Below are 22,734 nucleotides of genomic sequence, written 5' to 3'. Positions count from 1 at the left end.
TCAGTCACTGATATGTTGAAAAGAACAGTAATTACCGTTGGTTTGGGGTTTTTGGGTGGCTGGGTTGCCACCCTTTTTTCATTACCCCTGGCATGGATGCTGGGGTCTCTATTTATGGTGATGAGCTTATCATTGGCTGGCGTGAAGACCGGTGTCGATAAGCGCTTACACCGCACCGCCATTGCGCTGTTGGGCCTTTTTATCGGTAGCCGAATTCATGCAGATGAGTTGGCTGGGCTTGTGTTTTGGTACCCTAGCGTGCTGGCGATGCTGGTCTATATGGTGCTGATGTTATTTGGCGGATACTGGATATTTAATCGCGCCAACGTTGGGCGCATGAATGCGATGTTCTGCTCTTATCCTGGGAGTATGAATTCAGCGTTAGTACTGGCAGAACGTGCTAATGGGGATTTGCGCTGGATTGCTATTTCACACTCGCTGCGCTTAGTCACCGTTGTGTCAGGTGCGGCAATATTAGCGAGTTTTTTTGTCAATGACGTGACGCTGAGTGGCGCGCCAACATCATTAACCCTGATCGATAGCCTACCGCTGCTACTGGCACCGCTTTGTTGGTGGTTAGGGCGCTTATTGAGGGTACCCTTGCCGGAGTTTCTAGGGCCGATGGCAGCTGGGGCGATTATCGCTAATCTGGGATTTGAAACCTCATTACCCACATGGATAGTACTGGCAGCATTTCTGGTATTGGGCGCCTCAATGGGTGCACGTTTTTCCGGCACTCAGTGGTCGCAGGTGATCAGTATGGGCCGTTACGGCATTACCTTTGCGCTGTTTGCACTAGTAGTGGCTGCCTTGATGGCTTGGCTAGTATCAAGTGTTACCCAATTAGCTTTCGTGGCGGTACTGCTAGCGTTAATTCCTGGCGGTGTGGGTGAGATGGCCGTGATTGCTATGGTGATGGATATCGACCCGGTGTATGTCGTTTCGCATCATATATTGCGACTATTGTTACTCATTTTTATGACGCCGCTGATGGTACGCATCGCCAATGCACCGATTAAGTAATTGGGAAGATCACGGTGACTTCAAAGCCGCCCTGTGGTCGATTGGCTAAGCGGAGTTGTGCTGAGTGTGCGGTGGCGATTTGCTCGACGATCGCCAACCCTAAACCGCTACCGGAAGCGTGCTTATTAAGGCGAAAAAAACGGTCTGTTAACTTAGAAATGGCCGCTTCATCTACACCAGTGCCTTCATCACTTACTGTTAGCGTCACTTGGTGCTCGTTAGCCGTTAAGGCAACGGTAATGACACCGGTATAAGCGGTACTGCCGCCTGCATGCAAGCTAGCATTTTCAATTAGGTTAGTGACTAACCAACGCAGTGTAATAGGGTCGCCAATGACCTTGGGAATTGCATGATGCTGATCGAAGGCAATCTCTTGGCATTGCTGGTAAATATTAGGGGCGGTTTGGGCACAAGCATCCTGGCAAATCACGACCAAATCGACCCTTTCTAAATGAGAGGAGTCGACTAATTCGCTGCGTGTTTTAGTATATTTGAGCAGCTGCTTTACGGTATGACTAGCTTGTTCAGCGATACGTTGTATTTCTTGCAGGCTGGAGTGAACCGGTAATTTAGGGGTCTCTTTTAGAGATATTTCTGTTAAAGCACGAATCTCAGAAATAGGCGTTCTGAGCTGGTGTGAGACATCAGCATTGAGCTGCTGAGTGCTTTCAATACTGCGCCGCATGCGCTGCATTAAATTATTTATGCTCTGAATGAGCGGCAAAATCTCTTTGGGGGCGGCGGCATCATCTAAAGCGTGCAAATCATTTGATGAACGTTGGCGCAGCGCTTGGCTAACGGCGTTTAAAGGAGCCAACCCCTGGTGAATCGCCAGTAAAGCAATGGAAATGGCAAGCAGTCCCGTTACCAGCATTAGCCCTGATAGGGTCACCATAAAATCGTTGGTTAATGTGTGACGTGCTTCTTTGGATTCCGCTACGATGACTTCAATATCGACGGGTTGGTTGCCACGGCTGAAGGGGAGGGTAAGCGCTACGGCGCGTAATGCATTTCCTGCATAATCCACATCATAAAAAATGGGATCATGTGATGCTGTGGGGGGATCTGCCAAACCGCTAAAGCCTGCGATCATACCCCCGTCTGCCTCCTTGATACGGTAGAAAATTTTACCTTCGCCCCGGCTACCAAGTGTACTAACACTGAAGTAGTGCATATTGATGCGTAACTCGCCATCGACGGTATAAATACGCCGCTCTAAGCGTTGCGCAGCATTGAGTAGCAGGTCATCAAAGGTGGCGTTGATTTGCCGGGATAGCAGTAGGTGGCTGGAGATTAGCGCCAGAACAGCCAATACGATGAAGGGCAGGCCAATCCATAACAGTAGTCGGCTACGAATCGATTGGCTTTTACTCATTAGCTGAGCCTGAAACATCTCTGGGTTCTAGGTCTTTAGACGCCAGATAATAGCCCAACCCACGAACCGTCTTCAGGCCGAAATCGTAGCCAATTTTTTTACGGATGCGTGAAATATAAGTTTCTACGGCGGCGTAGCTGACTGATTCAACAGAGCTAGATAGACGGTCAATGATTTGGTCTTTATTGACAAGCCGGTTCTGATTTATCAACAGGTACTCCATCACCTCTAACTCTCTGCGGTGTAATAGCAAAGGTTTACCATCAAGTCGCAGTTCCATGGCATCGGGTAAAAACTCTAAGCGGCCACACTGCAAGGTTTCGCCACCAAAGTGTTTGGCTCGGCGCACTAATGCCCGGGCGCGAGCAGTAACCTCTTCCAGCGAAAATGGTTTACATAAATAGTCGTCTGCGCCCACCTCAAGCCCATGGATACGTTGATCCAGGCTGTCCCGTGCCGAGATGATTAACACAGGAATGGTGTTTTGTTGATGGCGTAATTGGCGAAGCAGGGAGATGCCATCCAGTTCGGGCAGACCAAGATCCAATACCAGCAGGTCATATCCGCCCTGTTCAAGCATATGGAGTGCTTGTCTGCCATTGTCGGCAACATCAATACTAAAGACAGCCTCTTTAAGCGTGGCTGCAATAGAGCGGGCTAAATTAACGTTGTCTTCTACTACCAGCGCCTTCATAAGTCATCCTATCGTTACCCCTCCGGCTGATACTTATAGCCGACACCATATACCGAACGGATGATTTCCAGTTCAGGGAGCGCTTCGTGGATCTTTTTACGCAGTTTCTTGATGTGGCTGTCCACGGTGCGCTCCGAGACAATGCGGTTGTCGCGGTACATGTGATCCATCAGCTGTTCGCGGCTGAAAATGCGCCCCGGTGCCTGCATCATTACTTTTAACAGCTGAAATTCCACTGCCGTTAGCCCTAAATCCTTGCCATATGCCAGCGCCTGCCAACCATCTTCATTTAAGACTACCGGGGCGTTTTGTACTTCTGCCGGCGAGTCGGCGACCGCTTGGCTGCGGCGCAGTACGGCTTTAACACGGGCGACCACTTCACGTGGGCTGAACGGCTTGCAGATATAGTCATCGGCACCGAGTTCCAGCCCCAACAAGCGGTCGACTTCTTCAACCTTAGCGGTGACCATAATGATGGCAATGGTCGGCCAGTGCTGGCGAATTTCGCGGCTGAGGGTGAGGCCATCTTTACCCGGCAGCATAATATCGAGTAGCACCAGAGCTGGCGAGTGCTGTTCTAACCAAGGCAAGACCTCATCGCCATGTCCTAACGTTGTGACTACAAAACCGTGAGTGGTTAAGTAGTCTGCCATCAGGCGGGCAATCTTCGGCTCATCCTCAACAATCAGTACAGAGACAGCGTTGGACGCAGCATTAGAGGTAGTATTAGACGTCGCATTAGACATAGGTAGTCGGACTCGCTTGGCGATGAACGTGAAAATACTCGTTAATACGTTATTAAAAAAAGTTAGTAATAAGTCAGTTAGCTGATAGCAGGGGGAAGCGCAACGTCCAGCGCAACCCACCCAGCGTTGCGCTGGAGGGCGTCAATGTTGCTCCATGGGCATTGATTAACGCACTGGCAATCGAAAGCCCTAAACCACTACCGCCGCTAGCACGATTGCGGGAACCCTCTACGCGATAGAGGCGCTCCGTTAGACGGGCAAGCTCGCCTTCAGGCACGCCCGGCGCACTATCTTCCCAGGTTATCACTGCAAACCCTTGCTGTGCAGTGAGCGTTACGTGCAACTCTCCTGGCGGTTGAGTGTAGGCGCAGCTGTTGTCTAATAGGTTATTCCATAGCTGGCGCAGGCGTTGGGCATCCCCGCGAATCATAATGCCAGCGTCGATCTTCTCGGTCAGCGCTAGGCCGCTTTCAACCAACCAGCGGTCTGCGTCGGCCAAACGGCTGCTAAGGCTTTCGCTAAGATTCATCGGGGCAAGCTGCATATCCAACGCGCCAGCATCGCTTTGTGACAGCAGGCGTAAATCGGTGACCAAGCGCTCTAGCTGGCCCACTTCTTGCGCGAGGGAGCCGAGATTTTCCTGGTTTAGAGGGCGAATGCCATCCTGCATGGCTTCAATCTCTCCTCGCAGCACCGCCAGCGGCGTACGCAGCTCATGGGCCGTGTCAGATACCCAGCGGGCACGGGCATCGCGGCTGGCTTCCAGGGTGGCGGCCAGCACGTTGAAGTCACGCGCCAAGCGCGACAGCTCATCGCGGCCACGTTCGGGTAATCGAGTGCGATAATCCCCTTCGGTAAGCCGAAGCGTGGCGCCTGCCAGTGCCCGGGTGCGGCGCCCCAACCACCAGGAAAGCCCCCCTGCCAGCAGCAGCGAGGCAACGCACAGCGATATAACGATCAGTACCAGGTTACGCTGCTGGCGCTCTAGAAAACGGCTCTCCATGCGCTCCATCATTTCACGAGGAGGCCTGAAACCAAGCGAGCCTATATTCGTTTCATCGCTGCGCAGCGTCAGCCAATGCCAGTTGCCTGGGCCTGTGCGGCCACCTTGGGGCGGCACCACATAGTTGCCATCCGTGTCGCGCAGTGCGAAATCTCGCGCTTCCCCTAGTGGTGAAGGGCGGTCACGATGCTCCTGGCCCAGTTCAAAACGCACAATAAACGGCCAGCGTTCTGGGGCCTGCTCTAACCACTCCCAGCTCTGCTGGGTTTCCCAGCGGGTCACCAAGCCATCGGCCAACAGCGTGGCGCGGCGCTCTTGTGCCTGGTTGAGATAATCGAAAAAGCCGCGGTCAATACTATACGAGACCGCCAGAAACATGCTGGCGGAGATCGCAACATTAACGCTTAAAATGGTCACGAACAGCTTTAGACCCAGGCGGGAGGGTCGCCATTGACGTATGGCAGTCAGCACGGCCATTAATGCGCTCCCTCTTCTTGATTTGGCTTATTGTGCCCGAGCGGCGTTTGTTTCGGTGCGCTAAGGCGCTCGCGAATATTTTCCATGCCCAGGTAGAGGCAGGGCACCAGCACAAGCAGGATGACGGTCGCGAAGATCATCCCGAAACCCAAGGAGATCGCCATCGGAATCATAAACCGCGCCTGCCGAGAGGTTTCCAGAATCATCGGTGCAAGGCCCAAAAAGGTGGTTAACGTGGTCATCATAATCGGCCGTAGGCGCCTTGTGGCAGCGGCGACAATGGCCTCCCGTGGGGCCATCCCTTCACGGCGTTTGCGGTTGGCATAATCGATCAATACCAGCGCATCATTAATCACCACCCCAGACAGCGCGAGCATACCCAGCAGGCTGATGATGGAAAGACCAAAGCCCATAATCATGTGACCAGCGACGGCTCCCACGATACCAAAGGGAATCGCCGCGAGAACCAGCAGTGGCTGCAAATAACTTCTAAACGGAATAGCCAGTAAGGCATATAGCGCCGCTAGCATTAACCACATTGCAGTACGCAGCGTCGCCAGGTTATCAGCGGTATCCTGTTGACGGCCACCCATACTGACCTCAAGCCCCGGCCAAGTGTTGCTAAGCGTGGGGAACACATCTTCTTGCAGCGTGGCGAGCACTTGGTTAATGACCTGGTCGCCTTCGGAGTCGGCGGTGACGGTAATAATCCGGCGGCCATCGATACGCTGAAGACTGCTTGAAGCTTGGCTAAGGGTAATATCGGCGACCCGTGATAGCGGTACGCTAAGCCCATCGGGCGTGCGCACCGGCAGGCGATAGAGCTCGTTCAGGCTGTCGCGATCCTGCTCGGGCAGGCGGACTTCCACACTGACTTCGCGCCGGCCAATAAACTGCTCAACGGCGGTGGCCCCTTGCAGCGGGCCACGCAGGGCCTGAGCAAGATCACTGCCGGTTAATCCCAGTGCACGCCCTTCAGCGGAAAGACGCATTTCGAGCTGGGGCTTGCCATCACCTAGACCGCTGTCGATATCGGTCAAGCCATATTCGCCAAGTAGCTCCGCCAGCCGTGTCGCGGCGGCTTCGAGCACTTGGGTGTTCGGGTGAGAAAGCCGCAAACTCAATGCCGCGCCGCTGCCGGGGCCACCAAAGTCTGATTCAAAGCGCACCGACTGTGCGCCTAGCAAATCGCCGGTCAGCTCTCGCCATTCACGGGCAATGCGGGAAGGGGGCCATGCCTCTAAACTCTCTCTGGCAATATCCAGGCGTACTGACAGGCTTTCCCCATCCAGGCGGCTGCGCGAGCTGCTAAAACTAAGCGTATCTTCCCGCTCGCTGAGCTCCTCAGCAGCATCTAACAACTGTTGGCTAAGCTCGCGGCTCACGCTGATATGGCTGCCAATCGGCAGCGTAATGCTGGCTTGCACCTGATCGGATTCCGCTCGTGGCATCAGCGAAAAACCCAGTCGTCCGCTCATTGCCCAAGCCAACGCGATACAAAGTAGCGCCACCGCTAATGCGACGGTTAGCAGTTGCTGATTAAGCGCGCGCTGCAAAAACGGTTCGAATTGGCGGTAGGTGAAATGGTGTAATCCGCCCTGCATACGCTGACGCACCGCCTCAAGGGGGCGCTGCCAAGCGGGTGTTTGGCGTGGCTTGCGGCTGTGGGCAAGATGGGCAGGCAGAATAAACAGCGCTTCTACCCAGGAAATTAAGAACACAGTAATTACCACGACCGGTACGGTGGCAAAAATAAGGCCAAGAAAACCGGGTAAGAACAGCAGGGGTAGAAATGCCACAATATTAGAAAGAATGGCAAAGGTAAGGGGCGTGGCAATTTCCTGGGCACCTTTCACTGCTGCATCACGCAGTGAGTAGCCCTCTTCGCGGTAGCTGTAGATGTTCTCGCCCACCATAATGGCGTCATCCACCACGATGCCTAACGCGATAATAAAGGCAAACATCGACATCATGTTTAGCGAGACGCCTATCCAGGGCAGAAACAGCATGGCGCCTAGAAACGCGGTGGGGATACCCAGTGTGACCCAAAAGGCGAGCCGTGCTTCCAAAAACAGCGCCATCAGGATCATTACCAGGGCAAGGCCCATCCAGGCGTTTTTCAGCAGCAGGCTAAGGCGATCCTCATACTGTTCGGAGCTGTCACGGGATACGTCGAGACTGACACCGTCTGGCAGGTTGCCTCGCACTCTTTCAAGCTCGCCATACACGGCGTTGGAGATGCTGGTAGGGGTCTGGTTGCCAATTTGGTAAATATCAACTGAGAGCCCACGCTGCCCGTTGTAAAACTCCTCGCGGTCGGTTTCCGCAAAGCCTTCACTGACGCTGGCAATATCACCCAGTACCACCGGGGCGCCTTGGGCAGTGGTAAGGATCGGGAGATCAGCAAATTCCGCCGCGCTATTACGGCGCCCTTGGTAACGAATTAGCCATTCACCTTCAGCGGTGGTGAGCTGGCCGCTGGCCAAGTCCAGCGCTTCTTCGGCAATACGGTTGGCGAGTTGCAGGTGATCCAGACCGTAACGTTCAATGGCCTCATCGTCCAAGTGCACCTGGATTTCTCGATCGCGGTTGCCGGAAAGTTCAGCGCGGGAAATGCCGCTTGTCGCCTGTAGCTCAGCGCGTACGTCTTCAGCAGCGTCATGTAGCGCTGCCAACCCTACCGAACCGTATACCTGCAGGCTAACCACGCTGCGCGAGCGGCCTGCTAGGGTAAAACGCGGTGGGTCGGCGGCGTTGGGCAGGGTGGTAATCGCGTTAACCGCCTGCTGAATATCTTGATAGGCGCGCATCACCTCTACCCCATCAATCAGGGTGGCGCTAACGCTGGCGCTACCTTCACTTGCCGTGGCCGTCAGTTCATCAATGCCTTCCACATTGGCCAGGGCGGCTTCAACGGGAAGTAGTAAGCTTTGCTCAACATCTTCGGGGGTGGCACCTGGATAGCTGATCGTGACCTGGACAACTTCGGTTTCAAACTCGGGAAATACCTCTTTTTTGATTGCCAGGGACGCCAGCAAGCCGCCCAGGATAAATATCACCATTAACAGGTTGGGCGCCACGCCGTGGTCAACCATCCATGCGAGCGGTCCGCGACGGGTCATAAGGTGCCTCCATCACGGGCGGGGGTGTCACCCCGCTGACGTAGCCGTACTTGCTGGCCTACGCGAGGCTGGGCAAGGCCTGCAACGACGACGCGCTGTCCCGCTTCCAGCCCGCTACGCACCAGTGCCACTTCCTGACCACGATAGGCTAAGGAGACAACGGTGCTGCGTAAACGGTCATCCTCATCGACCCACCACACCTGTTCACCCGGACGAAGTGCGGCAGAGGGCAGTGCGATAAGTTCTTCAGCGGCGGAAGTGTGATAAGTGATGCGCATAATATCGCCCAGGCGCAGGGCAGGGCCTTCGCTTTCAAGCGCCAGGGGGTCATCCACGGCTATCAGTAACTGTGCTTGTAAGCCGTTCTCTTCCAGATTGGGAAGGATGGAGAGCAGGCTGCCTTCTCGGGTGGCGCCCTCTGGCCAGCCTTGGCTGGCGAGGGTGACTCGGTCGCCAGGCTCAAGCCAGGCTAAGGTATCCCCTGGTAATGAAGCTCGCACCCAAAACTGCTCGACACCCACTAAACTCAGCACTTCAGTCCCTTGGCTTAGCAGGCTGCCTGCGCCGACCAAACGGTCTTGTACCATGGCTTGCCAGGGAGCTTTAAGAGTAGCGCGCTCTAAACTAAGTGCCGCTTGGTCGCGAACCACGCGAGCTTGAGTCAGTTGTGCCTGCGCTTGGCGAAGCTGAGGCTCACGTAATACTAAGGCCCGCCGTTCAGCGGAAAGCTGGCGCCCAAACGACTCATATTCGCTGCGTGCCCGCTGCTGCTCTGCTTGCTCTAAAGCGAGTAGAGCCTGTGCGTTTGCTAATTGCGCTTCCGCGTCTTCAAGTGCTAGCCGTAAGTCGGCTTGATCGATGTAAACCAGCGGCGCATCCTGTTCCACCACTTGGCCTGGCAATACGCCTTCGCCAAAGCGCTCAAGCTGGCCCGCAACGCGGCTGGCGAGCATAGTGGATTTTTCTGCCTCGACCCGCCCAAAGCCCGTTAACGTAGGTGCCTGAAGCTGTTCAGTAACAGTGATGACGTCAACAACAGGTGGGGCTGTGGGTGGTGGCGGGCGTCGTTCAATGCGGGGTGGTTGACTAATGATCCACCAGGCAAAGGCCACGCCGACGGCAAATATCAGCAGCGCCGCTAGGGCGCCGAGGTGAATACGACCTTGTTGATTGGTAGCGTAATAGCGAGAGAGGGTCATTACCGCGCGTCATCCGATGGCTAAGGGCGAAAAATCCAGAAAAATAGGCGTATGATGCTAGCATCACCTATTGTTGAGCAGCGATAAGTCAAACAATGTGCAAATAACATGCAATCAACATTTACTTATCTCTGATTCGTTTTTTTACTCACTTGGCTTTTACATCTTTGATTGTAATAGACTGACTGGTCTACTTTGAACATATGAAAAATAATGTTACCCGCGACAAACTAATTGATAGTGGTGCCGAGCTGATTAGCCAGCAAGGCTACAATGCAACGGGCATTAATGCCGTGTTAAAAACCTGCGGCGTGCCTAAAGGTTCCTTCTATCACTACTTTTCCAGTAAGGAAGACTTTGGGCTGGCGGTGATTGAGCGCTTTGCCACCACCTATGATGAAACATTGGTGGCGCTGTTAGAAGATAGTGACACGCCGCCGCTTGAACGTCTAAAGCGCTACTTCACGGCCGGTCGAGATCATATGAATGAGTGCGACCATGCAACAGGCTGCTTGATTGGCAATCTTGGTCAAGAGCTTTCAGGCCAAAGCGATACCTTTCGCGATGCGCTAAACCTTGTATTTCAGCGTTGGGAGCAGCGTTTTGTACGTTGCTTACAGGCTGCTCAGACACGGGGAGATATCGCTAAACATATCGCCCCAGAAGCGCTAGCAAGCTTCATTCTTTCCGGCTGGGAAGGCGCTATTCTGCGCGCTAAGACATTGAAATCTGTCGAACCAATGGAGCAGTTTGAGAAGATCTTATTCCAACAGGTGCTAGTTCGCCCATCGCCGTAATCCGGCGATGGACGAAACGCATTCCTATTACTCACTATTTTCTAAACTTAAAAGCCTTCCAATACCAGCTTGCCAATAGTGCGGTTGCTCTCAATTAGCGCGTGAGCGCGCTTTAAGTTGTCGGCATTAATAGGGCCTAGCACCTCGCCTAATGTAGTTTTTAGTCGGCCGTTATCGACCATGGCCGCCACTTCTGTGAGTAGGTCATGCTGCTTGGCAAGATCGTCCGTGGTGAATAACGGGCGGGTAAACATCAGCTCCCAATGCAGTGACAGGCTTTTCATTTTTAGCTTCCGCACGTCAATTAGTTCAGGGTCATCAATGAGAGCCAATTTGCCCTGTGGCTTAAGGGCTTCAATAATTGCATCAAAGTGGTGGCCAGTCTGGTTAAGGCTGATTACCATATCCACTCCGTCAAAGCCCGCCGCTTTAAGTTCTTGATCAATTGGCTGGTGGTGATTAATCACTGCATCCGCACCTAGCGACTTCACCCAGGCTTGGCTTTCGGGCCGGGACGCTGTACCAATCACGGTAATATCGGTTAGCTGTTTGGCAAGCTGTACCAGGATAGAACCAACGCCACCTGCCGCGCCTATCACCAACAGGCTTTTGCCTTTGGTGTCGCGCATGCCCAGCTCTAGCCGGTCAAATAGCAGTTCCCAGGCGGTAATGGCAGTCAGCGGTAGGGCAGCGGCTTCTGCGTCCGAAAGACTTTTCGGCGCGTGACTGGCGATGCGCTCATCGACCAGTTGAAATTCGGCGTTAGAGCCCTGGCGTGCAATATTGCCTGCGTACCATACCCGGTCTCCTGGCTGAAAGCGTGTAACGGCGCTACCAACGGTATCTACAATACCCACTGCATCGTAACCCAGTACTCGCGGCTCACCAGATTTGGGCAGGGCGCTATTGCGCACTTTGGCATCAACAGGGTTTACGGAAATGGCGGTAACCGCAACGCGAATATCGTGGGCTTCCGGAGTTGGCGTGGGTAAATCGATGTTTTGAAGAGCGTCAGAGTGGTCGATGGGTAAGCTTTGGGTAAAGGCGACAGCTTTCATAACGGTTGCTCCCGTGGTGTTAAGTAGCGCCATCATGCCCGGATGTTGTTTTATTAAAAAGGATTATGGTGCGTAATATAAGCAGCAAGTTGTATTGATACATAATGGGATCAGTCAGGAGCACGCCATGTTTCAAGGGTTTGAAAAAAGTCATTGCCAGGTTAACGGCGTCGATATTGCCTATCGGATGGGCGGCAGTGGCCCTGCACTGTTGCTGCTGCACGGCCATCCACAGACTCATGTCATTTGGCATAAAGTCGCAGATGCGCTTGCTCAGCACTTCACGGTGATTGCCGCCGACCTGCGCGGCTACGGCGATAGCAGTAAACCCGACGACGACCCCGAGCACCTTAATTACGCCAAGCGCGCTATGGCAAAAGATATGGCGGAGTTGATGAGCGTGCTCGGTTTTGAGCGCTTTAAAGTGTTGGCCCATGATCGCGGGGCACGTGTTGCCCATCGATTAGGTGTTGACCACGCCGCACGGATCGAGCGCATGGTGCTGTTAGATATCGCCCCCACGCTGGCCATGTACCGTGGCACCAATGAGGCGTTTGCCCGCAGCTACTGGCACTGGTTTTTTCTGATTCGCCCTCAGCCGCTGCCGGAAATGCTGATTCAAGCCGACCCCGGGCAGTATCTGAAAAGCGTGATGGGCGCCCGCAGCGCAGGTATGGCACCGTTCGCCCCGGAAGCGCTGGCAGAGTACGAGCGCTGTCTGTCGCTTCCCGGTACGGCCACCGGCATCTGCGGCGACTACCGCGCCAGCGCCACCATCGATCTGGAGCACGACCAGGCGGATATCGACGCGGATGTGAAACTCACCTGTCCGATCAACGTGATGTGGGGTGCCCAAGGCGCGATTGAAGCCTGCTTCGATGCCTTGGCTGAATGGCGCAAGGTAGCAACGCAGGTAGAGGGCAAGGCGCTGCCCTGCGGGCATTATATCGCCGAAGAGATTCCTGACCTGCTGCTGGAAGAAGCGCTGCCGTTTCTACACCGGGATGAATGACATTAGACGCTAGCTGCACCGATCATCGCGTCGGTTCTGCTAGCGCTACTCTTAACGTTCCATGCTGCTGACGATCAGTGCCGCATTGACGCCACCAAAACCAAACCCGTTGCACAATACATGCTGAGTGGCGTGCTGATGAGCCGACGTGACGAAGGTCAAATCCTGCATATCTTCGTCGCACGCCTCCAGGTTGATGGTGGGCGGGAGTTGCTGATGCCGGAGTGCCAGTACGGAAAAAATACTCTCTATGCCGCCGGCTGCGCCCAACAAATGGCCTGTGGCTGCTTTCGTGGCCGATATGGGAATGGCGGGCAAGCGCTCACCGAATACGTTGCGCAATGACGCTATTTCAGCCCGGTCGCCAACGGGTGTCGAGGTGGCGTGGGCATTGATATGATCAATCGCATCAGGAGAAAGCTTGGCCATCCCTAGCGCCGCTTGGATCGCTGCGGCTGCGCCAGACCCATCTTTGGGACCTGCCGTCAGGTGGTAGGCGTCCGCGCTGGTGCCGTAACCGCTAATCACTGCTAAAGGCGTGGCACCCCGTGCCATCGCATGGTCAAGGGTTTCGATCACCATGACGCCAGCGCCTTCTCCCATAACGAAACCATTACGGGCGTTATCAAACGGCCTGGAAGCACGCTCCGGGGCGTCTGATTCTGTGGAAACGGCCTTTAAAGCGTTAAAGCTGGCGAGCGAAAGCGGATCAATACATGCTTCAGCCCCGCCGACGAGGGCGACATCGGCTTCGCCATTGCGGATGATCCGCATGCCGTCGCCAATCGCCTGTAGTCCTGCGGCGCAAGCCGTTACCGGACACCCCAAGGGGCCTTGAAATCCATAACGGATAGAAAGGTTGCCCGCTGCCAGATTGGCTAGAAAGGCAGGCACCGTGAAAGGGGTAAGTTTGCGATAGCCTCGCTCGACAAGCGTCCTTTGAGCTTGTGTGATGGTAGGAAACCCGCCAATACCAGAGCCAATGATGGTGGCCGTTCGGCGTTTTTGCGCCTGCTCGACGGGGAACCAGTCGGCCTGCGCCAGTGCCTCTTGGGCGGCTGCTAACGCGTACAGGCTGAACAGATCCATTTTGCGCTGCTCTTTGGGGTCGGCGATGGCATTCAAGTCAACGCCGCCGCTGGGGTCCTGGCTAATGCTCGGCACCGTCCCAGCAATTTTGATCGGGATATTGCTGGTATCAAAGCGGTCAATAGTGCTGATGCCAGACTGGGCGTTAACCAGGCGCTGCCAACTTTTATTGACGCTGTTGCCTAACGGGCTGACCATGCCCATGCCGGTAATCACAATAGGTGACTGCATAAGTGACTCCTGAATCAGTAGTGTGGTCACCCTAGCAATGGGCAGTATATGATCAAGATAATATTTAGCTGACGCACGATGAGGTGAGCATGCCTTACCCCAAGAGCCATAAATCGAAAACCAAAGAGCGTATTCTGGCTTCAGCGACGGAGCTATTCAGCCGCAATGGGTTTCAAAAGGTATCGATTGGCCAGATCATGAAGCTAGCCAAGATGACCCATGGCGCCTTTTATGCTCATTTTGCGTCGAAAGAGGCTCTGTACCATGAGTCTGTTCGCCTGACCATTGATAACAGCCGGGCGGCTAGACTGGTAAAAGGCCCGCTTTCGTTACAGCATCTAACCGAGCTAGTCGCCAACTACTGCAATCTCCAAGAGCTGGAGGCAAAACATAGGCCGGGGCCTGAAGCAGTACTGTTCAACGAAATTGGTAGTGAAAAAGCTGAAATCCGCACCCTGTTTGAAGCGTCTTATATGAGTATGAAAAAGATGCTTGAAACCCGTTTGATCGCGCTGAGTAAGCTGAAACAGCTGCCCTTTGCCAATGACCGCAAAGTGATTGCTGATAAATCTCGAGTCATTTTGGCCTTATTGGTAGGGGCTGTCGCCATTGCTAAAAGTCTGCCGGGAGAGGTGGAAAGAAAGCAGGTGCTGTTAGCCACACAACGCCAGATTTTACTTATGCTCGGTGTCAGTGAAGCTGAGGCAGACCATATGATGCAGGCACAATAGTGCAGTGATTTACGCCAAAGAACCCCATACGGCCGCTATATCAAGCGACACCATGCCTGCATGACGAGTGGTAGATGATTTGGGCGACTGCCCAAGACGAAGCGGGCAAAAAACTGGATAATGGCCGCCATTCGCCTGATGCGTTGGCGCTCAGGCACACTCATTACTCCGGACACCCGCTTATGGAAATCAAAGTTAACTATCTCGACAACCTCCGCCTGGAGTCCAGGTTCGACGACTTTACGGTCATTTCCGACCAGCCGATTCGCTACAAGGGCGACGGCTCGGCCCCTGGCCCGTTTGACTACTTCCTGGCGTCGTCGGCCATGTGTGCCGCCTACTTCGTCAAGGTGTACTGCAACGCGCGCAATATTCCCACCGAGAACATTCGCCTGTCGCAAAACAACATCGTCGACCCGGAAAACCGCTACAAGCAGATCTTCAAGATTCAGGTCGAGCTGCCGGAAGATATCTCGGAAAAAGATCGCGAAGGTATTCTGCGCTCCATCGACCGCTGCACAGTGAAGAAGGTCATCCAGACCGGCCCCGAGTTTCAGATCGAGGTGGTCGAGAACATCGACGAGGACGCCCAGGCGCTGCTGATGGGCGCGCCGGAAGGGGGCAGTACTTACATCGAAGGCAAAGACCTGCCGCTGGAGCAGACCATCGCCAATATGAGTGCGATTCTTGCCGACCTTGGCATGAAGATCGAAATCGCCTCCTGGCGCAATATCGTGCCTCACGTGTGGTCGCTGCATATCCGCGATGCGGCGTCCCCCATGTGCTTTACCAACGGCAAAGGCGCGACCAAAGAGAGTGCGCTGTGCTCTGCGCTGGGCGAGTTCATCGAACGTCTGAGCTGCAACTTCTTCTACAACGATCAATTCTTTGGCGAAGAGATCGCGAACAGCGAATTCGTGCACTATCCCAATGAGAAGTGGTTCAAGCCGGGGCCGAATGACGAGCTGCCCGCCGAGATTCTCGACGAGCACTGCCTGGCGATTTACAACCCGGAAGGCGAGCTGTGCGGCTCGAACCTGATTGATACCAACTCAGGCCGTGAAGACCGGGGCATCGTTTCGCTGCCCTTTGTGCGCCAAAGCGATGGCGAAACGGTCTACTTCCCCTCCAACCTGATCGAAAACCTGTTCCTCAGCAACGGCATGAGCGCGGGCAATACGCTGGTGGAGGCTCAGGTACAGTGCCTTTCAGAGATTTTCGAGCGGGCGGTGAAGCGTGAGATCCTCGAACAGGAGCTGACCCTGCCCGACGTACCGCAAGAAGTGCTGGCCAAGTACCCCAGCATTGTCGAGGGCATCAATGCCCTGGAAGCCCAGGGCTTCCCGGTGCTGGTGAAGGATGCCTCCATGGGTGGGCAGTTCCCGGTCATGTGCGTGACGCTGATGAACCCGCGTACCGGCGGCGTGTTCGCCTCCTTCGGTGCTCACCCAAGCTTTGAAGTGGCGCTTGAACGCAGCCTGACCGAGCTGCTGCAGGGCCGCAGCTTCGAAGGCCTGAACGACCTGCCGCTGCCGACCTTCAATTCCCAGACTGTCTCTGAGCCGAACAACTTCGTCGAGCACTTCATCGACTCGGTGGGCGTGGTCTCCTGGCGCTTCTTCAGTGCCAAGCCCGACTTTGAGTTCAGCGAGTGGGACTTCTCTGGCAGCAACGAGGAAGAAGCCGAGACCCTGTTCGGTATTTTCGAGGAGCTGGGGGCTGAAGTGTACATGGCGGTACACGAAGACCTGGGCGCACCGGTGTGCCGCATTCTGGTGCCGGGCTACTCCGAGGTGTACCCCATCGAAGACCTGATTTGGGATAACACCAACAAGGCGCTGGATTACCGCGAAGATATCCTCAACCTGCACCGCCTCGACGACGCACAGCTGACCGATCTGGTCGAGCGGCTGGAAGAGAGTCAGATGGACGACCACGCCGATATCATCACGCTGATCGGTATCGAGTTCGACGAGAACACCGTGTGGGGCCAACTGACCATCCTGGAACTGAAGCTGTTGGCCTACTTGGCGCTTGGTCGTCATGAAGAAGCGCTGGACTGTGTGCAGATGTTCCTGCAGTACAACGACAATACCGTCGAGCGCGGCCTGTTCTACCAAGCGGTAAATGCCGTTCTGGAAATTGTACTGGATGATGAACTGGCGCTTGAAGATTATCTGCATAACTTCCAGCGCATGTTCGGCGAAGCCACCATGGCGGCGGTCGTTGGTTCAGTGAGAGGCGAGGTACGTTTCCACGGACTAACGCCCACCAATATGAAGTTAGAAGGCCTAGAGCGCCACCAGCGCTTGATTGAGAGCTATAAAAAACTCCATGCGGCACGGGCGGCAAAGGCGGGCATTTAAGCATTATCCAAAAGTGATGATCGTTAACTGCTGGCGTTACGGCGTCAGCAGAGAGGAGGCTATGCACCTAAGTTGCGTGAAATATCTTTGCCCGCGATAACCAATCTCTCTCCCAGCTTTTCGATTTTCTTAGTTGTAGCTTCGCTGCGAGTCAATGATATGGCTAAGCCTGCAACAGGGTCACCGGCATGGTTATGTACTGCCGTGCCAATGCAAATCATACCTTCACGAACCTGCCCATCATCAATGGAAAAACCGCGCTGCCGGGTTTCCTCAAGATCCTTTTTTAGCTCCTCCAGGTTACCCACACTATGAGAAGTCATTGGGTCAGGAAAACAACCAGAAAAAAGCGTTTGCAGCGCAGATGGATCAACCTCTGATAGCAGGGCTTTTCCGGTGGCGGTAAAGGCCGCAGGCAGGCGCATGCCTATCCGGAAGGTGATGCCAAGCGGTAAGCTCGCGTTTGAACAAGCAAGATATACCACTTCGCTTCCATCAAGGATTGTCATCGTATTCGTGTAGTGGGAAAGATCATGGTTCTTGGCAAAATAGTTTTTAAAAACGGCTACTAGGTCATTTTCGGCTAAAAAACCATTAGCCCAGCGCATAGGATGAGGTCCAGCACTGAAGGTGCCGTCTAAGTCCTTATTTAAAAGACCAAGCTCGACCATTGTCATCAGAAGCCCATGGAGCGTACTTTTCGGCAGTGCCAAGTGACGCCCTATTTCAGTTGCGGTGTGTTTAGATGATGCTGACACAAAGTCCATAATCGCCACCGCTCGGCGTAGAGCGGGGGCCGGTGCGGCGCTTACTTTAGGTGCTTCTATCTCTTTCATGGTGTTTATCCTTCTTGACTTGAAACTGTTTTTATAGATATCTTGTGGTTCATAATGCTGATTGTAGTTCATTATGGTGAACTTAGCATAGAAAGCAATTTAAAGTTCAGAGACAAAGTATTGCTTACAAGCTGGCTAATATAAGAGAGGGGGTCGTCGTGCAGTCTAGGGCTGGTACCTTGCAGGGTGTGGCCTACCTGCTGGGCCAACTTAGGATGCCTTTATCAATGACGTGGATACAGTGTTGTAGGGTAAAAAAGCGCAATACTCAGGCTCGGCCACTATTTAGATAGCAATATTTCTGCATCACCAGAGGTTTTGATTTAAAACGTTAATCCAATAAATGAACAAAAAAGGAGAGAACGATGGCTTTTAATCCATTTGGCTTCACTACTGTCGCGGATACCCATGTTGAATGGGGCGCTGCGGCTCGTCTTGGCGAATTGCTCGGAGAGCGCTTTAGTGAGCGAAAAGCATTGTTAGTCACAGACCGCGGGTTAATTGACGCTGGGCTGATTGCTCCCGTTGAAGAAGCATTAGTCGCGTCTGGTTTTGCTGTATCGATTTTTGATGAAGTGGTCGCTGACCCTGCCGAAGCTATTGTTCAGAGCTGTATTGAACAAGCTCGAGAGAAAAGTATTGATATCGTGATTGGGCTTGGAGGCGGTTCTTCGCTTGATATTGCCAAGCTTGTGGCGGTGATGATTGGTAGTGAGCAACCACTTTCCGAAATGTATGGAATAGGCAAGGTAACTGGCAAACGCTTGCCTCTCACCCTGATTCCGACAACCGCTGGCACCGGGTCTGAAGCGACTAATATTTCTATTATTACTACTGGCGAAACCACTAAAATGGGGGTGGTTTCTCGCCAGCTTTTCGCAGATTTTGTACTTCTAGATGCAGAGCTAACCGTTGGTTTGCCGCAAATCCATACGGCGGCGACTGGAATTGATGCGATGGTACATGCTATTGAGGCCTATACCTCCAAAAGTAAAAAGAACCCGTTGTCGGATGTACTGGCTCGAGAAGCGCTGCGTCTGCTGGGTAGTAACTTAGTAGCGGCATGTAAGGATGGAGCAAATCGCGAAGCACGTGAAAAAATGCTTCTGGGGGCGATGCTAGCTGGGCAGGCTTTTGCTAATTCGCCTGTCGCCGCCGTTCATGCGCTGGCTTATCCGTTAGGTGGTCATTATCACTTACCGCATGGTTTGACCAATGCTTTGATGCTAGGGCCAGTCCTTCGCTATAACGCTAAAGTGGCAGCGACGCTTTATGCTGAATTGGCGGACGTGATGGGCATTCAAGGCGAGTCTCAAGAGATTAAATCCCGCTCAGAAGATTTCGTAAGCCATATGCTGTCTCTAATGGACGAAAGTGGTGCTCCTCGTCGTTTGCGCGACGTTAACATCACAGAGGATAGTCTGCCGATGCTAGCAAAAGATGCTATGAAACAAACTCGCCTTTTAGTAAATAATCCTGTGGAAGTGACGGAAGAAGATGCATTGAACCTTTATCGTGAAGCTTATTAAAGCTTAGTTATTTTGATTTTAATAGATCTGGATTGAGCCAGATATAATGAGACCAAGGATAAAAATAATGACTGATATTCGACTCTATATGTTTCAAACCGGCTCGCTGAAATGCAAAGTGCATAATATTAAGATGAATGAAGGCGCTGGCGCCGACTATGAAATCCCTGTGCCATTTTTTCTGATCACCCATCCTGAAGGTCATACGATTATTGATGGTGGTAATGCCGTAGAAGTGGCCACCGACCCGGTTGGTCATTGGGGTGGGATTACAGACGTATATTGGCCTGTCATGGAAGAGTCCGAAGGCTGTGTTGCCCAACTTGAGCGAATGGGGATAAAGCCAGAAGATATTCGCTATGTGGTGCAGTCACATTTGCATTTGGATCATACCGGAGCGGTGGGCCGTTTCCCAAATGCGACGCATATCGTACAGCGGGAAGAGTATGAGTATGCATTTACCCCTGACTGGTTTGCGGCCGGTGGTTATATTCGCAAGGATTTTGATAAACCAGGTTTAAAATGGCAGTACCTCAACGGAACTGAAGACGATCATTATGATATATATGGCGATGGGACGCTGATTACTGTTTTTTCACCTGGTCACGCACCCGGGCATATGTCATTTAATGTTAATTTGCCCAATAGTGGTTCTATGATTTTAACTATTGATGCAGCATACACAACGGATCATTGGGAAGAAAAAGCTTTGCCGGGCTTTTTAGCATCCACTGTTGATGCTGTTCGCTCCGTACAAAAACTCCGAGCCCTTGCAGATAAAACCAAGGCAATCGTGGTGACTGGGCACGATCCAGATGCTTGGGCCACTTTTAAGCATGCACCAGAATTTTACGATTAACTAATATGAAATGCCGGTCTGCACTTGCGGGCCGGCTTCTATCTTCTTCCTCTTCGGCCCTTTTATCCATAAGCTAGCCCCACCGCATTGCCGCGAAGATCTAACTGCTTGCGATGAACTGTGTTGCACTCGCTGAGGCAGTGAGTGCAACAACTGTGCTGTGATCGGCTCTCAATGCACCGCGACCTGGTAGGCCGCAGCGAACTTTTCCGCCATGTCCGCGAGGCACTTGTCTAGCGTCCATAACTGCGTATCGGGCGTGATAAGTGTTGAGGCAAGTAAGCACATCTCGACTAAGCCGCAGTCCAGGCCATAGAGATTTCACGTTCGATGAAATCCATCACTTCCGACAAACTAGCCTGGTAACATGATCGCAAAAGGGCAACACTCTGCTAGCGTTTGAGTGCGTGGGGAAGGAGGTGTCCCGCGGGAATGTTTAACTAAAACCATGGGATGGTTCAATACAAGAGCTTTTTCGATCAATTCGACCAGGGCATCGTTTCGTTTTCTGAAATGATCCACCTAGACCGATGTGTAGATTAGCACGCTCATTGCGTTGAAGGCTCCTCGCGCCGGCGGAGTATGTCGGGCATCTTTGGCGCAGTCCCGCCTAAGGCTGCAATGCGCCGACCGGCTTGTAAGAGGACATAAATCTTCATGGCCTCGCGAAAGAGGTCTGATGGTTTATCCATTCCCGGCTCAGCAAACGCCAATGCTTGATTGTACAGCTCATCGTCAATGGTAACAGTGGTTCACATCGTTCATTCCTGCCTAGTACTTCACTAGCTTGCATTAAAATTGATGTTTTTTAACGTCAATCTTTGCGTCTTCTCAAGCGGGTATAGCAATAACACCATCAAATGACTGTTCGGTGCATTCTCACCTGCGGTCATCATCTCGCGGGGCTGTACGAAATCCATAGGCCTGATGCATTATGATGCACCCTATGATGCAGCGAGTGCACACAACTGCACCGCTGCGCCAAATTTAATTCTGGCCCACGCTTGGTAAAACACTCCCCGCGACGCGAATTCCACACGTGCGATAACAAACGACGCGAATTCAAACATAACGCTAATACAAAAACGCGGAGAGAATCACATGCTCGATATGCTCAATGACCTCCTGTGGGGGAAGGTTTTATTAGTGCTGCTGGTGGGCGTTGGCATCGGTTTTACCGTTGCGTCCCGCTTTGTGCAGTTTCGCTATTTTGGTGAGATGTTTCGCATCCTCGGTTCGGGACAAGCCTTTAAGCGCAACAAGCACGGCCATTTAAGCTCATTTCAGGCGCTGGTGCTCTCAGTGGCTGGGCGCGTTGGTGGCGGCAACATCGCCGGCGTAGCGGTTGCAATTTCCTTGGGTGGCCCAGGGGCTATTTTTTGGATGTGGTTGGTGGGCTTAATGGGTATGGCCACCAGCTTTTTGGAATGCACCCTGGCACAGACCTATAAAGAAGCCGAAGGTGACGGTACCTATCGCGGCGGCCCCGCGTATTACATTGTGAAAGGCCTGGGTAAGCAGTGGCGCTGGCTGGCAGCGTTCTACTCGGTGCTGCTGCTGTTGACCTTCGGCTTTGCCTTTACTGCACTGCAATCCTATGCGGTGGCAACCTCATTCGGCGACGCTTTTGGCGTACCGGTGCTGTATAGCGGTATTGCGCTGGCGATGCTGGTAGGGCTGATTATTTTCGGCGGTATTAAGCGTATTGCGCGTATTTCCGAGATTTTAGTGCCCTTTATGGCGGTGAGCTATATCGCCATTGCGTTGCTGGTCATCGCTATGAATATTACGGAAATCCCTAGTGTGATTGCGCTGATTGTAAAGAGCGCATTCGGCCTTGAACCACTGATTGGTGGCGGTATTGGCGCAGCCATTATGATGGGTCTGAAGCGTGGTCTGTTCTCTAATGAAGCGGGCTTGGGTAGTGCGCCTAACGTCGCGGCGGTGGCTTATGTGCCGCATCCTGCTAACCAAGGTATCGTGCAGGCGTTTTCGGTATTTATCGATACCGTGATTATCTGTTCTGCCACGGCGTTTTTGATTCTGCTCAGCGGTGTATATGACCCTGCTGCGGGCGCTGGTGTTGAGGGTATCGCGCTAACTCAAGCAGCATTGGCTGACCACGTAGGCGAATGGGGACACACCTTTGTCAGCCTGGCGCTGCTGCTGTTTGCTTTCAGCACCATTCTCTACAACTACTACTTGGGTGAGAACAGCCTTAACTTCTTTAGCCGCGACAACCAGAACCTGTTTAACGCCTTTCGGATCGCCATCGTGCTGCTGGTGTGCTGGGGCGCGACCACCGATCTGGGCACCGTGTTCGGCTTTGCGGATGTCACCATGGGGCTCTTGGCAGTCGTCAATCTGGTGGCGCTGATTCTGCTGTTCAAGTGTGGTCTTCGCATTTTGAAAGACTTCGATGTTCAGCGTCGGCAAGGGATCAAACAGCCGATTTTTGATGCCAACCAGCATCCGGATCTCGACCTGGACCCGAAAGCCTGGGAGCTGGAGCCCGAAGAGGCCGAAGCCTTAAAACAGCGGCTGGAAAGCGCGCCTGCGAAGTAAGTAGTCTTCTAAAATGGATCGA

The 22,734-nt window shown here is 53.3% G+C and carries 17 protein-coding genes; 8 read left to right on the top strand and 9 right to left on the bottom strand.

The window, feature by feature from the left end; translation table 11 throughout:
* The first annotated feature begins 12 nt into the window (after positions 1 to 12).
* Positions 13 to 1,023 (top strand): AbrB family transcriptional regulator, encoded by a 1,011-nt coding sequence (locus ACQKE4_RS04560; protein WP_427387106.1) that lies wholly within the window; start codon positions 13 to 15, stop codon positions 1,021 to 1,023.
* On the opposite strand, the gene ACQKE4_RS04555 is transcribed toward ACQKE4_RS04560, so the two are convergent.
* The 6 genes from ACQKE4_RS04555 to ACQKE4_RS04530 all read right to left on the bottom strand — a co-directional run bounded on the left by ACQKE4_RS04555 (position 1,016) and on the right by ACQKE4_RS04530 (position 9,639).
* Positions 1,016 to 2,398, bottom strand: coding sequence for a sensor histidine kinase N-terminal domain-containing protein (locus tag ACQKE4_RS04555; RefSeq protein WP_427387105.1), 1,383 nt, complete (start codon positions 2,396 to 2,398; stop codon positions 1,016 to 1,018). The two genes, ACQKE4_RS04560 and ACQKE4_RS04555, sit on opposite strands and share 8 nt — an antisense overlap.
* Positions 2,391 to 3,092, bottom strand: a complete 702-nt coding sequence (locus tag ACQKE4_RS04550; RefSeq protein WP_427387104.1) for a response regulator transcription factor — start codon at positions 3,090 to 3,092, stop codon at positions 2,391 to 2,393. The genes ACQKE4_RS04555 and ACQKE4_RS04550 overlap by 8 nt, the downstream gene beginning before the upstream one ends.
* A 14-nt stretch (positions 3,093 to 3,106) precedes the next feature.
* Positions 3,107 to 3,838: a response regulator gene (locus ACQKE4_RS04545; RefSeq protein ID WP_427387103.1), complete on the bottom strand. Its 732-nt coding sequence runs from the start codon at positions 3,836 to 3,838 to the stop codon at positions 3,107 to 3,109.
* Positions 3,839 to 3,911: 73 nt separating this feature from the next.
* Positions 3,912 to 5,318 carry an ATP-binding protein gene (locus ACQKE4_RS04540; RefSeq protein ID WP_427387102.1) on the bottom strand — a complete coding sequence of 469 codons (1,407 nt, stop codon included), beginning with the start codon at positions 5,316 to 5,318 and terminating at the stop codon, positions 3,912 to 3,914.
* Complete coding sequence (locus ACQKE4_RS04535; RefSeq protein ID WP_427387101.1) at positions 5,318 to 8,440, bottom strand: efflux RND transporter permease subunit; 3,123 nt, start codon at positions 8,438 to 8,440, stop codon at positions 5,318 to 5,320. Before ACQKE4_RS04535 ends, ACQKE4_RS04540 begins: the two co-directional genes overlap by 1 nt.
* Positions 8,437 to 9,639 (bottom strand): efflux RND transporter periplasmic adaptor subunit, encoded by a 1,203-nt coding sequence (locus ACQKE4_RS04530; RefSeq protein ID WP_427387100.1) that lies wholly within the window; start codon positions 9,637 to 9,639, stop codon positions 8,437 to 8,439. The genes ACQKE4_RS04535 and ACQKE4_RS04530 overlap by 4 nt, the downstream gene beginning before the upstream one ends.
* A gap of 203 nt (positions 9,640 to 9,842) precedes the next feature.
* Between ACQKE4_RS04530 and ACQKE4_RS04525 the strand changes: the two genes are divergently transcribed.
* Positions 9,843 to 10,436 carry a TetR family transcriptional regulator C-terminal domain-containing protein gene (locus ACQKE4_RS04525; protein WP_427387099.1) on the top strand — a complete coding sequence of 198 codons (594 nt, stop codon included), beginning with the start codon at positions 9,843 to 9,845 and terminating at the stop codon, positions 10,434 to 10,436.
* A gap of 47 nt (positions 10,437 to 10,483) precedes the next feature.
* Here ACQKE4_RS04525 and ACQKE4_RS04520 read toward each other — a convergent pair whose 3' ends face one another.
* A complete protein-coding gene (locus tag ACQKE4_RS04520) occupies positions 10,484 to 11,494 on the bottom strand; it encodes a zinc-binding alcohol dehydrogenase family protein (protein WP_427387098.1) in 1,011 nt (336 codons plus the stop codon).
* Between the two features lie 127 nt (positions 11,495 to 11,621).
* Between ACQKE4_RS04520 and ACQKE4_RS04515 the strand changes: the two genes are divergently transcribed.
* Complete coding sequence (locus ACQKE4_RS04515; RefSeq protein WP_427387097.1) at positions 11,622 to 12,506, top strand: alpha/beta fold hydrolase; 885 nt, start codon at positions 11,622 to 11,624, stop codon at positions 12,504 to 12,506.
* 51 nt (positions 12,507 to 12,557) lie between these two features.
* Here ACQKE4_RS04515 and fabF read toward each other — a convergent pair whose 3' ends face one another.
* Complete coding sequence (gene fabF, locus ACQKE4_RS04510) at positions 12,558 to 13,826, bottom strand: beta-ketoacyl-ACP synthase II (RefSeq protein WP_172514815.1); 1,269 nt, start codon at positions 13,824 to 13,826, stop codon at positions 12,558 to 12,560.
* 89 nt (positions 13,827 to 13,915) lie between these two features.
* Between fabF and ACQKE4_RS04505 the strand changes: the two genes are divergently transcribed.
* The gene (locus ACQKE4_RS04505) at positions 13,916 to 14,557 is read left to right on the top strand and encodes a TetR/AcrR family transcriptional regulator (protein ID WP_172514814.1); all 642 of its coding nucleotides are present in this window, start codon (positions 13,916 to 13,918) and stop codon (positions 14,555 to 14,557) included.
* 182 nt (positions 14,558 to 14,739) lie between these two features.
* Positions 14,740 to 16,923, top strand: coding sequence for an OsmC domain/YcaO domain-containing protein (locus ACQKE4_RS04500; RefSeq protein WP_427387156.1), 2,184 nt, complete (start codon positions 14,740 to 14,742; stop codon positions 16,921 to 16,923).
* 59 nt (positions 16,924 to 16,982) lie between these two features.
* Here ACQKE4_RS04500 and ACQKE4_RS04495 read toward each other — a convergent pair whose 3' ends face one another.
* On the bottom strand, positions 16,983 to 17,759 hold the full coding sequence (locus tag ACQKE4_RS04495; protein ID WP_427387096.1) for an IclR family transcriptional regulator: 777 nt from the start codon (positions 17,757 to 17,759) through the stop codon (positions 16,983 to 16,985).
* Positions 17,760 to 18,124: 365 nt separating this feature from the next.
* Between ACQKE4_RS04495 and ACQKE4_RS04490 the strand changes: the two genes are divergently transcribed.
* The 3 genes from ACQKE4_RS04490 (at position 18,125) to ACQKE4_RS04480 (ending at position 22,712) form a co-directional block, all read left to right on the top strand.
* On the top strand, positions 18,125 to 19,288 hold the full coding sequence (locus tag ACQKE4_RS04490) for an iron-containing alcohol dehydrogenase (RefSeq protein WP_427387095.1): 1,164 nt from the start codon (positions 18,125 to 18,127) through the stop codon (positions 19,286 to 19,288).
* 67 nt (positions 19,289 to 19,355) lie between these two features.
* The gene (attM, locus tag ACQKE4_RS04485) at positions 19,356 to 20,147 is read left to right on the top strand and encodes an AttM family quorum-quenching N-acyl homoserine lactonase (RefSeq protein WP_427387094.1); all 792 of its coding nucleotides are present in this window, start codon (positions 19,356 to 19,358) and stop codon (positions 20,145 to 20,147) included.
* A gap of 1,101 nt (positions 20,148 to 21,248) precedes the next feature.
* A complete protein-coding gene (locus ACQKE4_RS04480) occupies positions 21,249 to 22,712 on the top strand; it encodes an alanine/glycine:cation symporter family protein (protein ID WP_427387093.1) in 1,464 nt (487 codons plus the stop codon).
* Positions 22,713 to 22,734 lie beyond the last annotated feature (22 nt).

It is taken from the genome of Halomonas sp. NPDC076908, from assembly GCF_050269715.1.
Lineage (GTDB): Bacteria > Pseudomonadota > Gammaproteobacteria > Pseudomonadales > Halomonadaceae > Vreelandella.
Note: the sequence above shows the minus strand (reverse complement) of the source record. Positions and strands in the feature narration are given on the sequence as shown.

Coding starts and splice junctions, on each gene's coding strand:
- ACQKE4_RS04515 (WP_427387097.1), top strand. CDS start 11,622: ATGTTTCAAGGGTTTGAAAAAAGTCATTGCCAGGTTAACGGCGTCGAT.
- ACQKE4_RS04535 (WP_427387101.1), bottom strand. CDS start 8,440: ATGACCCGTCGCGGACCGCTCGCATGGATGGTTGACCACGGCGTGGCG.
- ACQKE4_RS04530 (WP_427387100.1), bottom strand. CDS start 9,639: ATGACCCTCTCTCGCTATTACGCTACCAATCAACAAGGTCGTATTCAC.
- ACQKE4_RS04525 (WP_427387099.1), top strand. CDS start 9,843: ATGAAAAATAATGTTACCCGCGACAAACTAATTGATAGTGGTGCCGAG.
- fabF (WP_172514815.1), bottom strand. CDS start 13,826: ATGCAGTCACCTATTGTGATTACCGGCATGGGCATGGTCAGCCCGTTA.
- ACQKE4_RS04545 (WP_427387103.1), bottom strand. CDS start 3,838: ATGTCTAATGCGACGTCTAATACTACCTCTAATGCTGCGTCCAACGCT.
- ACQKE4_RS04560 (WP_427387106.1), top strand. CDS start 13: ATGTTGAAAAGAACAGTAATTACCGTTGGTTTGGGGTTTTTGGGTGGC.
- ACQKE4_RS04555 (WP_427387105.1), bottom strand. CDS start 2,398: ATGAGTAAAAGCCAATCGATTCGTAGCCGACTACTGTTATGGATTGGC.
- ACQKE4_RS04505 (WP_172514814.1), top strand. CDS start 13,916: ATGCCTTACCCCAAGAGCCATAAATCGAAAACCAAAGAGCGTATTCTG.
- ACQKE4_RS04495 (WP_427387096.1), bottom strand. CDS start 17,759: ATGAAAGAGATAGAAGCACCTAAAGTAAGCGCCGCACCGGCCCCCGCT.
- ACQKE4_RS04490 (WP_427387095.1), top strand. CDS start 18,125: ATGGCTTTTAATCCATTTGGCTTCACTACTGTCGCGGATACCCATGTT.
- ACQKE4_RS04500 (WP_427387156.1), top strand. CDS start 14,740: ATGGAAATCAAAGTTAACTATCTCGACAACCTCCGCCTGGAGTCCAGG.
- ACQKE4_RS04480 (WP_427387093.1), top strand. CDS start 21,249: ATGCTCGATATGCTCAATGACCTCCTGTGGGGGAAGGTTTTATTAGTG.
- ACQKE4_RS04550 (WP_427387104.1), bottom strand. CDS start 3,092: ATGAAGGCGCTGGTAGTAGAAGACAACGTTAATTTAGCCCGCTCTATT.
- attM (WP_427387094.1), top strand. CDS start 19,356: ATGACTGATATTCGACTCTATATGTTTCAAACCGGCTCGCTGAAATGC.
- ACQKE4_RS04540 (WP_427387102.1), bottom strand. CDS start 5,318: ATGGCCGTGCTGACTGCCATACGTCAATGGCGACCCTCCCGCCTGGGT.
- ACQKE4_RS04520 (WP_427387098.1), bottom strand. CDS start 11,494: ATGAAAGCTGTCGCCTTTACCCAAAGCTTACCCATCGACCACTCTGAC.